At 74.7% G+C, this 10,763-nt stretch carries 5 protein-coding genes; all 5 read left to right on the plus strand.

Annotated features, from left to right (window positions below; all coding sequences use genetic code 11):
* Window positions 1–56 precede the first annotated feature (56 nt).
* The 5 genes from AB0917_RS08650 to AB0917_RS08670 all read left to right on the plus strand — a co-directional run bounded on the left by AB0917_RS08650 (window position 57) and on the right by AB0917_RS08670 (window position 10,739).
* Complete coding sequence (locus AB0917_RS08650; RefSeq protein WP_366818761.1) at window positions 57–4,181, plus strand: FHA domain-containing protein; 4,125 nt, start codon at window positions 57–59, stop codon at window positions 4,179–4,181.
* 279 nt (window positions 4,182–4,460) lie between these two features.
* Window positions 4,461–5,822 (plus strand): ABC transporter substrate-binding protein, encoded by a 1,362-nt coding sequence (locus tag AB0917_RS08655; RefSeq protein ID WP_366818762.1) that lies wholly within the window; start codon window positions 4,461–4,463, stop codon window positions 5,820–5,822.
* A 118-nt stretch (window positions 5,823–5,940) separates the two neighbouring features.
* Complete coding sequence (locus tag AB0917_RS08660; protein ID WP_366818763.1) at window positions 5,941–7,227, plus strand: sugar ABC transporter permease; 1,287 nt, start codon at window positions 5,941–5,943, stop codon at window positions 7,225–7,227.
* 100 nt (window positions 7,228–7,327) lie between these two features.
* The gene (locus tag AB0917_RS08665) at window positions 7,328–8,206 is read left to right on the plus strand and encodes a carbohydrate ABC transporter permease (RefSeq protein WP_366818764.1); all 879 of its coding nucleotides are present in this window, start codon (window positions 7,328–7,330) and stop codon (window positions 8,204–8,206) included.
* Between the two features lie 283 nt (window positions 8,207–8,489).
* Window positions 8,490–10,739 (plus strand): CDP-glycerol glycerophosphotransferase family protein, encoded by a 2,250-nt coding sequence (locus AB0917_RS08670; RefSeq protein ID WP_366818765.1) that lies wholly within the window; start codon window positions 8,490–8,492, stop codon window positions 10,737–10,739.
* The last annotated feature ends 24 nt before the right edge of the window (window positions 10,740–10,763 follow it).

The raw sequence follows: 10,763 nt of genomic DNA on the forward strand, positions 1-10,763 counted from the left end.
AATCACAGGGCGTTTCCCCGGCCGGGCACCCCGCGCAGAAGGGACCGCCGACGGCGATGCAGATCCGGCTGACCGTCCTCGCGCCGCGCAGCGGCCAGACCCCGGCGCGCGCCTGCGACGTGCTCGTCACCGCCCCCGCCGGGACGGCTCTGGCCGCTGTCGCCTCCGGCCTGGCCCAGGCCGTCTCGGGGCCCGAGGGCTCCCAGAGCGGCGGGGCGGTCGTCCTCTTCGCCGGCCGGGAGCGGCTGGACGCCCAGCGCATACCCCTCGGTGAGCCGCCGCTGGTGGACGGGGCGGTGCTCTCGCTCCAGGTCCCCGGCGAGGAGGAGGCGACGGACGACGCCGCTCCGGCCCAGCTCCACGTGGTCGCCGGTCCGGACGCGGGCGGGGTCCACCTGCTGCACGGCGGGCAGATCCGGATCGGCCGCTCCGCCGAGGCCGATGTCCCGCTGGACGACCCGGACGTGTCGCGCCTGCACTGCGCGGTGACGGTCTCCGAGGACGGCCGGGTCTCGGTCGCCGACCTCGGCTCGACGAACGGCACCTCTCTGGACGGTACGGAGGTCCGCGACCGGCCCGTCCGCTTCCCGCCCGGCGCCCTGCTGCGGCTCGGCGAATCGACCCTCCGGCTCACGGCGGGCCCGCGCACGGTGACGCTGCCGACGACCCCGGACGGCGAGGGCCACCTGCGGGTGAGCCGCGCCGAGACGGAGCCGCACGCCCCGGTCCCCCACCGCTCCGGCGGCGCGTCCGCCGCCGCGGCGGCCCCCTCTGCGGCCCACCCGCACGGCAGCGACGGCGGCGGCAGCGGCGGCAGCAGCGGCAGCAATGGCGACGACGGCCAGGGGGACGCGTACGGGCGCCCGTCGCCCTACGCCTTCGGCTCGGAGCAGGCGGGGTACGGGGGGCAGGGGCCTGGCCAAGGCTCCGGGGGCGGCTCCGGTTCCGGTCGCGGCTCCGGGGGCGGGGGTGGCTCCGGTTCCGGTTACGAGTCCGGTCGCGGCTCCGGGGATGGCTCCGGCTCAGGTGCCGGTCACGAATCCGGTCGCGGCTCCGGCTCCGGTTACGAACCCGGTCGCGGCTCCGGTGACGAATCCGGGCACGGTGCCCCCGAGGCGTCGGCGCCCCCGCGTCAGCGCACCCACGGCGGCCGAGAGCAGTTCGGCACCGGTGAGACGCCCCGGCGCGGGGGCATAGGCGCCTGGGCCCGGCGGCTCAAGGGCGGCGGCGGAAGCAGGGGCGAGCAGGCGCGAGGGCCGGAGCGGCCGGGCCGGGACCCGTGGCAGGAGGCGGGGGCCACCCCGTCGTCCGGTCACCCGCACACCGCCTCCCCCGACGCCACGGGCGCAGACCCGTACGCCTCCTCCGGCGACTCCGGGCACCGCCACCTCGCCACCCCCGCCTCGCCGCTCTCCCCCTTCTCCGCCGTGCCGTCCGCGCCCGAGGGCACCTGGCCGGACCCGGCGGCCGTGCTGCTGACCGCGCTGGGCCCGGGGCCCCGGCTCTGGGAGCGCCACGACGGGCACCCGGAGGCGCTGGTGGTGCGGCTCGGGACGACCGACCGGGCCGATGTGCCGTCGGTGCCCGTGACGGTGGGGCTGCGGGAGGCCGGTTCGCTGGGTCTCGCCGGGCCGCGCGCCCGGCTGGCCGGGCTGGCCCGCGCCACGGTGGCGCAGCTCGCCGCGCTGCACTCCCCCTTCGACCTGGAGATCGTGCTCATCTCCACGGACCGCTCCCGCTCATTGGAGGAGCGGCGGCGCGAGTGGTCCTGGCTGGGGTGGCTGCCCCACCTGCGCCCGACGCACGGCCAGGACTGCCGGCTCCTCCTCGCGTACGACCGTGAGCAGGCGGCCGCCCGGACGGCCGAGCTGGTCCGCCGCCTCGACGAGGGGCCGCTCGGCCCCGGCTGGCCCAACCTGGACCGGACCGAGGTGGCCGAGGCGGCCCGCGCCCACACGGGCCCGCACACGGTGGTCGTGCTGGACGGCGACCCCGGTACGGCGGCGCTGCGCGAGACCACGGCCCGGCTCGCCGGTGCGGGGGCGGCGGCCGGCATCCATCTGGTCTGCCTGGCCGAGACCCCGGCCGCCTCTCCCACCTCCCCGGTGGCCGCGACCTACGACGCCGCCTGCCGGGCCTCCATCGCCTTCCGCGAGTGCGGGGCGGTCGCGATACTCAGCGGCGACGTCGCCACGGCGCTGCGCCTGCTGCGCACGGCGGGCGGCCAGGCGGCGGGCCACGGCACGGTGGCCGCGGTGGACGCGGTGTCGGCGGCCTGGGCCGAGCGGTTCGGGCGGGCGCTGGCCCCCTTGCGCGACGAGGGCTCGGCCGCGCTGGCGGGCCGCCCGACGACGGCGGCGCTGCCGCCCTCCGCCCGGCTGCTGGACGAGCTGGGGCTGGCACGGGCGACCCCGGCGTCGCTGATGGCCCGCTGGGCCTTCACGGCCGAGGAGCAGCCGGGCGCCTCGGCGCCCCGGGCCGCGGCCGTCCCCCCGTCCCGGGCGGACCTGGAGTCCCCCGGCTCGGGCCGCACGCTGAGCACGGGCCCACGCGTCGGCCCCCAGCGCACGGCCACCGACAGCCACCGCTCCCCCGACACCCCGGCGTCGGGGCGCACGCCGTACCCGTCGGCGGGCGACCGGGACACGGGCCGTACGCCGTACCCGAGGTCGGAGACGCCGTATCCAGGGGCCGAGGCCAGGAGCTCCGGCCGTACGCCGTACCCGTCGGCCGAGAGCCGGGGCTCGGGGCGCACGCCGTATCCGGGGGCGGACCGCCGTGACTCCAGCCGCACCCTGTCCCCGGACACGGACGACCGGGGCTCCGGGCGCACGCCGTACCCGGCCGGTGAGAGCCGGGGCTCCGGCCGTACGCCGTACCCCTCGGCCGAGCCGCACGGCTCCGGCCGCACACCGCACCCGGGCACGTCAGGCACGGGCACCCGGGGCTCCGGCCGCACCCCCTACCCCGGCACGGACGCCCGCGACTCCGGCCGCACCCCCTACCCGGGGTCGGACAGCCGGGGCTCCGCCCGCACCGCCCCCCGGGTCGGTCCGCAGGGCGGTGAGGCGTCGGCGGGCAGCACACCGCAGGCCGTGCGCGCCGGGCGGCCCGTGCTCGTGCTCGGGGCCGGCCCCCAGGGCGCCCTCAGCGTCGACCTCGCCGACGAGGGCCCGCACCTGCTCATCGAGGGGCCCGCCGGCAGCGGGCGCACCGAGCTGCTGCGGGCCGTCGCCGCCTCCCTCGCCTCCGCCGCCCGGCCCGACCGGCTCGGCATCCTGCTGGTCGACGGCGCCGGCGGCAAGCCCGAGGAGCGCGGCAGCTCAGCACCGGGGCTGCTCCCCTGTACGGAGCTGCCGCACGTCTTCACGCACCTCGTCGCCTCCGACCCGGTCCGGATGCGGGAGTTCGCGCAGGCCCTGGGCGGCGAGCTGAAGCGCCGCGCCGAGCTGCTCGGCCCGCTGGACTTCGCCGCCTGGCACGCCCAGCACGCCCGGCAGGAGAAGGCGGCCCGGCAGGAGGAGTCCCGGCGCGTCGTGGGCCAGCGGCCCCCGAGCGGTGCGGAGCGCCGGGGCGACCTGGACTCCCCGGCCAGTGGGACCCTGCGGCTGCGCACGGTCGCCGCGCGGGCGTCGGACCCGGGCCCCTCGCCGCTGCCGCGCCTGGTCGTGCTCGCCGACGACTTCGACGCGCTGGTCGCCCCGGGGCTCGGCAGCCCCGGCCGCCCCGCCGCCGGTTCCGTGGTGCGGGCGCTGGAGGCCGTGGCCCGGGACGGCGGCCGGCTCGGGGTGCACCTGGTCGCCACCTCGGCGCGCCCGGACCGCACGGAGGACACCGAGCTGGCCCGGGGGGCGAGACTGCGCATCGTGCTCGACGCCCCGGTCCTGCCGCCCTCCCCGGACGAACCGGCCCCGGGGCGCGGCCGGTTGGGGCACCCGGACGGCCGGGTGACCCCGTTCCAGGGGGGCCGGGTCACGGGCCGCATCCCGCGTACGGCGACGCTGCGGCCCACCGTCATCCCGCTGGAGTGGGAGCGGATGGGCGATCCGCCGACCCGCCGCCCGGTCCGCGAGCTGGGCAACGGGCCCACGGACCTGGCGCTGCTCGCCAGCGCCCTGGAGCGCGCGGCCCGTTCGGTGAACGCCGAGCGGCTGCCCCCGCTGATCCCGTTCCCGACGTGAGCCCCGCACCGCACCCGGCGGGGCCTTGACCACACCCTCCCCGGGCCCGACACCCCTGCCACTCCTGTCCCTCCTGCCCCTGCCCGCCCGTCCCTCACCTCATTCCGCTCCTTTTCCCGGCATTCCCTGACGCGACGTCACGAGCCCATCACGATCAGCGTGTTGGGCCGGGCGTCGGTATTGCGGGGCCCGTGCACCGGGCGTAGGACTGTGCGCACGGACGACGCAGCCCGAGCGACGACGACGTGGTCGGGCGCGTACGGAAGAGACGGGGCAGGAATGCGTACAACCCTTTCCATACGCAGGGCCGCACTCGTCTTCACGGCGGTCGGCGCTCTGGCGCTGACCGGCTGCGGGGACGGCGGCGGCGCGGACAAGTCGGACGACGGTGCGGGCAAGGGCACGGACAGCGTGCCCACGGTCACCCTGCCGAAGCTGGACGGGGAGAACATCTCCGTCGCCGCGGTCTGGACGGGACCCGAGCAGGCCAACTTCACCAAGGTGCTGGGCGAGTTCGAGAAGCGTACGGGCGCGAAGGTCACCTTCGTCCCGGCCCAGGACCCGATCGTCAACTTCCTCGGTACGAAGATCGCCGGCGGCCAGCCCCCGGACGTCGCGATGATCCCGCAGGTCGGCGCCGTCCAGCAGGCGGTGGCCAAGAAGTGGGCCAAGCCGGTCGGCGAGGAGGCGAAGGCCCAGCTGACGAAGAACTACGCCCAGGTCTGGCAGGACCTCGGGGCCGTGGACGGCACCCAGTACGGCGTCTACTTCAAGGCCGCCAACAAGTCCCTGATCTGGTACAACGCGGCGGCCTTCGACAACGCGGGGGCGGCCGAGCCGGAGACCTGGAAGGACTTCATCGCCACCGCGGAGACCATCTCCGACTCCGGCGTCACCCCGGTCTCCGTGGCGGGCGCCGACGGCTGGACGCTCACCGACTGGTTCGAGAACGTCTACCTCTCCCAGGCGGGCCCGGAGAAGTACGACCAGCTGGCGCAGCACGAGATCCCGTGGACCGACCCGTCCGTCAAGGACGCGCTGACCACCCTGGCCGAGCTGTTCGGCAGGCCGGAGCTGATCGCGGGCGGCGCGGACGGGGCGCTCCAGACGGAGTTCCCGACCTCGGTGACCCAGACGTTCACCGGCGGTGACCAGCCCAAGGGCGCCATGGTCTTCGAGGGCGACTTCGTCTCCGTCAACATCGCGCAGACCGAGGCGGAGATCGGTACGGACGCCAAGGTCTTCCCGTTCCCGGCGGTCGGCGCGGACTCCCCCGTGGTGACCGGTGGCGACGCCGCCGTGGCGCTGAAGGACAGCAAGGGCGCCCAGGCGCTGCTGACGTGGCTGGCCTCGGTGGACGCGGCGAAGATCTGGGCCGAGGCGGGCGGGTTCATCTCGCCGAACAAGAACCTGGACTCGGCCGCGTACCCCAACGACGTGCAGCGCACGATGGCCGAGGCGCTCGTCCAGGCCGGTGACGACGTCCGCTTCGACATGTCCGACCAGGCCCCGCAGTCGTTCGGCGGGACGCCCGGGAAGGGTGAGTGGAAGATCCTCCAGGACTTCCTGAAGAACCCGAAGGACATCGCGGGGGCCCAGCAGAAGCTGGAGTCCGAAGCGGCCAAGGCGTACAAGAGCTGACGCGGTGGCCACCACGAACGCGGGGGGCGCCGGTGCGGTGCCCCCCGCCGACCCGCATCCGCGCCCGGCGGCCGGAAGCCCACCGCCCCCGGAGCCGAGGACGGCGTCCCGCCGGAGCGTGACCGGGACCCGCCGGGCCATCGCGGCGGTGTTCCTGCTGCCCGCCCTCGTACTGCTCGGCGCCCTGGTGCTCTATCCGATCGGCTACTCGGTCTACCGGTCGTTCCTCGACCAGGCCGGTACGGGCTTCGCCGGGCTCGACAACTACAAGGCGCTGTTCACCGACGACACGATCCTCACCGCGGTGAAGAACAACGCGATCTGGGTGGTGTTCGCCCCGACCGTCGCGACCGCGCTGGGCCTGATCTTCGCGGTGCTGACCGAGCGGATCCGCTGGGGCACGGCGTTCAAGCTGATCGTCTTCATGCCGATGGCGATCTCGATGCTGGCGGCGGGCATCATCTTCCGCCTCGTCTACGACCAGGCGCCCGAGCGCGGGGTGGCCAACGCCGTCGCGGTGAGCGTGCACGACACGTTCAGCGAGTCGGCCGGCTTCCCCAAGGCGCGCCCGCTGCCCGTGCACCCGCTGGAGAAGGGCGAGGGCGGGGCGTACGTCTCCAAGGAGCCGGTACGGGCCGGGGAGGCCGTCCGGGTGCCGCTGGTCGGCGTGGCCCCCGGCAAGATGCCCGGCGACGCCCGCCCGGCGAAGGCGGACCCGGTCGCGGACGGCGACGAGATCACCGGCACGGCCTGGCTGGACTTCACCCGGGGCGGGGGCGGGAAACCCAATGTCGTCGACCCCCAGGAGCTGGGCCTGAAGGGGCTCACGGTGGAGGCGGTCAGGGACGGCAGGGTCATCGCCACGGCGACCGCCGGGGCCGACGGGGTGTTCACCCTGCCCGCGTCGGCCGACGGGGCCCAACTGCGCCTGCCCGCAGACAACTTCCGCGAGCCCTACAACGGCGTCGACTGGCTCGGCCCGACGCTCGTCACCCCCGCGATCATCGGAAGTTACGTGTGGATGTGGGCCGGGTTCGCGATGGTGCTGATCGCGGCCGGTCTGGCCGGCCTGCCGCGCGAACTCCTGGAGGCCGCCCGGGTGGACGGTGCCAACGAGTGGCAGGTGTTCCGCAGGATCACCGTGCCGATGCTGGCCCCGGTCCTCGCGGTGGTGACGGTGACGCTGATGATCAACGTGCTGAAGGTCTTCGACCTGGTCTTCATCATCGCGCCGGGCTCCACCCAGGACGACGCCAACGTCCTGGCCCTCCAGCTGTACCGGTCCTCCTTCGGCACGGACGCCGATCTGGGCATCGGGAGCGCCATCGCGGTGCTGCTGTTGCTGCTGGTGCTCCCGGTGATGCTGTTCAACATCCGGCGGATGAGGAAGGAGGGGCGGCGATGACGGAACCGGCCAGCCCCGTGACGCCTCCCGGCCGGGGGCCCGGGGGTCGCCCCCCGGGAAGAGACAGCAACATCCGGCGGATGAGGAAGGAGGGGCGGCGATGACCACACCCGAGACCCGCAAGGCCAAGCGGTCCCTCGGCGCCCGGATCGCGGCGCGCGCCGGCGGCGGGGTGATGCGGGTCTTCCTGATCCTGGTCGCCCTGTTCTGGATCATGCCGACGATCGGCCTGTTCCTCTCCTCGCTGCGCGGACCCGAGGACATCGCCGCGACCGGCTGGTGGAAGATCTTCACCGCCCCCTCCGAGCTGACCTTCGACAACTACCAGCGCCTGCTGGACAATGCGACGATCACCGGCTCCCTCCTCAGCACCATCATGATCACCGTGCCGTCCACCGTGCTGGTGGTGGTGATCGGTTCGCTCGCCGGATACGCCTTCGCGTGGATGGACTTCCCCGGCCGCGACTGGTGGTTCCTGCTGGTCGTCGGGTTGCTGGTGGTCCCCGTCCAGGTCGCGCTGATCCCGGTCTCCGAACTCTTCGGCACCATCGGGATCTTCGAGACGACGCTCGGGGTGGTCCTGTTCCACACGGCGTTCGGGCTGCCGTTCGCGATCTTCCTGCTGCGGAACTTCTTCGCGGAGATCCCGCGCGAACTGCTGGAGGCCGCACGGCTCGACGGGGCGGGCGAGATCCGTCTCTTCACCCGGGTCGTGATGCCGCTGGGCGGTCCGGCCATCGCCTCGCTCGGGATCTTCCAGTTCCTGTGGGTGTGGAACGACATGCTGGTGGCGCTGATCTTCGCGAGCTCCGACTCGCCGCCGATCACCGTGGCGCTCCAGCAGCAGGTACGCCAGTTCGGCAACAACATCGACGTCCTGGCGCCGGGCGCCTTCGTGTCGATGGTGATCCCGCTGGCGGTGTTCTTCGCCTTCCAGCGGCAGTTCGTCTCCGGCGTGATGGCGGGGGCGGTCAAGTAGCCCCGTAACCACGCCCGCACGGGCGACTCGTACGGGCGGCCCGTCTGGACGGCCCGTCCGGACGGCCCGTCGGGCGACTCGTACGGGCGATTCACGCGGACCACGCCACGCACGCCCGTACGGCGGCACCGCACAGCCGTACGTCAACCCGGAGCGGCCCGGTTCCCCGGAACCGGGCCGTTTCGCCGCGCACTTCGCCCGAATGCCACGTCCGGCGTAACCCTGTCATTCCATCCGACGTTTGCGGGCCACCTGGTTCCCGCGAACGACCCATGGATGTGTAGTGCCCCGGTTCACTGTCATCGTGCCCGCATTCCGGGTCCAGGCGTATCTGCACGCGTGTCTGGATTCCGTGCTGAGCCAGTCCTTCAAGGACTTCGAGATCGTCGTGGTCGACGACTGCTCCCCGGACGCCTGCGGGCCGATCGCCGACGAGTACGCCCGCCGGGACCCCCGCGTCACCGCGCTCCACCTGCCCCGCAACTCCGGCCTCGGACCGGCCCGCAACGCCGGTATGGAACGGGCCTCCGGGGACTACCTGATCTTCCTGGACGGCGACGACACGCTCCTGCCCGAGGCGCTCCTTACCATCGCCGACCGGCTCGGGGCGACCGGCGACCCCGACGTCCTGATGTACGACTACGCGCGGACGTACTGGTCGGGCCGGAGCGTCCGCAACGTCCTCGCGGACCGGCTCGACGAGCGCGGCCCGGACACCTTCCGGCTGGCCGACCGCCCCGAGCTGCTCCAACTCCTCATGGTGGTCTGGAACAAGGCGTACCGCCGGGCATTCGTCGAGGCCGAGGGGTTCACCTTCCCGCCCGGCTACTACGAGGACACCCCCTGGACCTACCCGGTGCTGATGTCGGCCGGATCGATCGCGGTCCTGGACGCGGTCTGCGTCTCCTACCGGCAGCGGCGGCGCGGCAACATCCTCTCCACCACCAGCGAGAAGCACTTCGACATCTTCGACCAGTACGACCGGGTCTTCGCGTTCCTCGACGCCCACCCCGAACTCGGCTCGTGGAGACCGGTGTTGTTCCGCCGGATGCTCGACCACTTCTGCGCCGTCCACGCCTCCCGGGACCGGCTCCCGCACCCCAGCCGCGCCGCCTTCTTCCGCCGGGCCACCGCCTCCTGCCGCCGCCACCACACCCCCGGCGCCCCGGTCCCCCGCCGCGCCCGGCTCCGCCACGGCCTGCTGTGGCTGGGCGCGCGCCGCACCTACCGGGCCCTGGCGGCGGGCCGCCGTTTCGGCGACGGGCTGCGGCGGAGCGTCGCCGCCCTGCGCCGGGCGGTGCGGGGCGCGGCGCTCCAGGCCCACTACCGCGTCCAGCTCCGGCTGCCGCTGCGCCCCCGGGACGCGGTGTTCGCCGCCCACGGGGGCGGGGCGTACGCGTGCCACCCGGCCGCGATCGAGGCGAAGGCCCGCGAACTCGTCCCGGGGCTGCGGACCGCGTGGATCTGCCGCCCCGCCGAGGCCCACACCGTGCCGACCGCCACCCGCCGCCTCACGCCCGGCACCTTCGCGTACTGGAGCGCCCTGGCCCGCTCCACGTACCTCGTCGACAACGCCGGCTTCGACCGGCGGCTGGTGAAGCGGCGCGGCCAGACGCTCCTCCAGACCCACCGCGGCACCCCGCTCAGGACCGTCGGCACCGACCTGCTGGACCGGCCCGCCGCCGCCCGGGACACCGACTTCGAGCAGCTGCTGCGCTCCGTCGACACCTGGGACTTCGCGCTCTCCGCCAACCCGCACTCCACCCTCGTGGGGGAGCGGGCCTACCCGTCCGCGTACACGACGCTGGAGTACGGCTCCCCGCGCAACGACGTCTACCACCGCACCGGCCCCGCCGACGTGGCGCGGCTCCGCGAGACGCTCGGCATCCCGGCGGGCGCGACGGCCCTCCTGTACGCCCCGGTCCACCGCGACTACCGGCGCGTCCAGCGGCCCGGCCTCGACCTGGAGCGGCTGATCCGGGTCCTGGGCCCGCGGTTCGTGATCCTGGAGCGGGCGCCGCGCCGGTACGGCTCCGGCCACGCGGCCCCCCGGAGCAGCGGCCGTACGCGTACGAGTCACCCCCGGATCATCGACGTGACCGGCCACCCCTGCCCGCAGACACCGGTGCTCGCCTCGGACGCGCTGATCACGGACTACGCGTCGCTGATGTTCGACTACGTCAACCTGGACCGTCCGGTGATCCTGCATCTGGACGACATCGAGGCGTACGAGGCGGCCCGGGGAACCTACTTCGACATCACGGCGTTCCCGCCCGGCGTCGTCGCGCGCAGCCAGGAGGAGCTGTTCGACGTCTTCGCCACGGACCACTGGCGGGGCTCGCGCTCCGCGCAGCTGAGGGCGGCGTTCCGGGCCCGGTTCTGCCCGTACGACGACGGGAACGCGGCCGAGCGCGTGGTGCGGCGGGTCTTCCTCGGGGAGACGGACGGGCTGCCGCCCCTCTCGCCCTCGGCCCGGCGGACTCTCGTCCCGGCCCAGCAGAACCCGGCGGGGGCGCGGGTCGGGCCGGGCTGAGGCGACCGGGCCCCACCCGCGGGG

Origin of the sequence: Streptomyces sp. NPDC007346 (assembly GCF_040703535.1) — a bacterium.
Lineage (GTDB): Bacteria > Actinomycetota > Actinomycetes > Streptomycetales > Streptomycetaceae > Streptomyces.

Bases quoted from the DNA above. Each gene is read 5' to 3' on its own strand.
- AB0917_RS08650 (WP_366818761.1), top strand. From the start codon at position 57: ATGCAGATCCGGCTGACCGTCCTCGCGCCGCGCAGCGGCCAGACCCCG.
- AB0917_RS08655 (WP_366818762.1), top strand. From the start codon at position 4,461: ATGCGTACAACCCTTTCCATACGCAGGGCCGCACTCGTCTTCACGGCG.
- AB0917_RS08665 (WP_366818764.1), top strand. From the start codon at position 7,328: ATGACCACACCCGAGACCCGCAAGGCCAAGCGGTCCCTCGGCGCCCGG.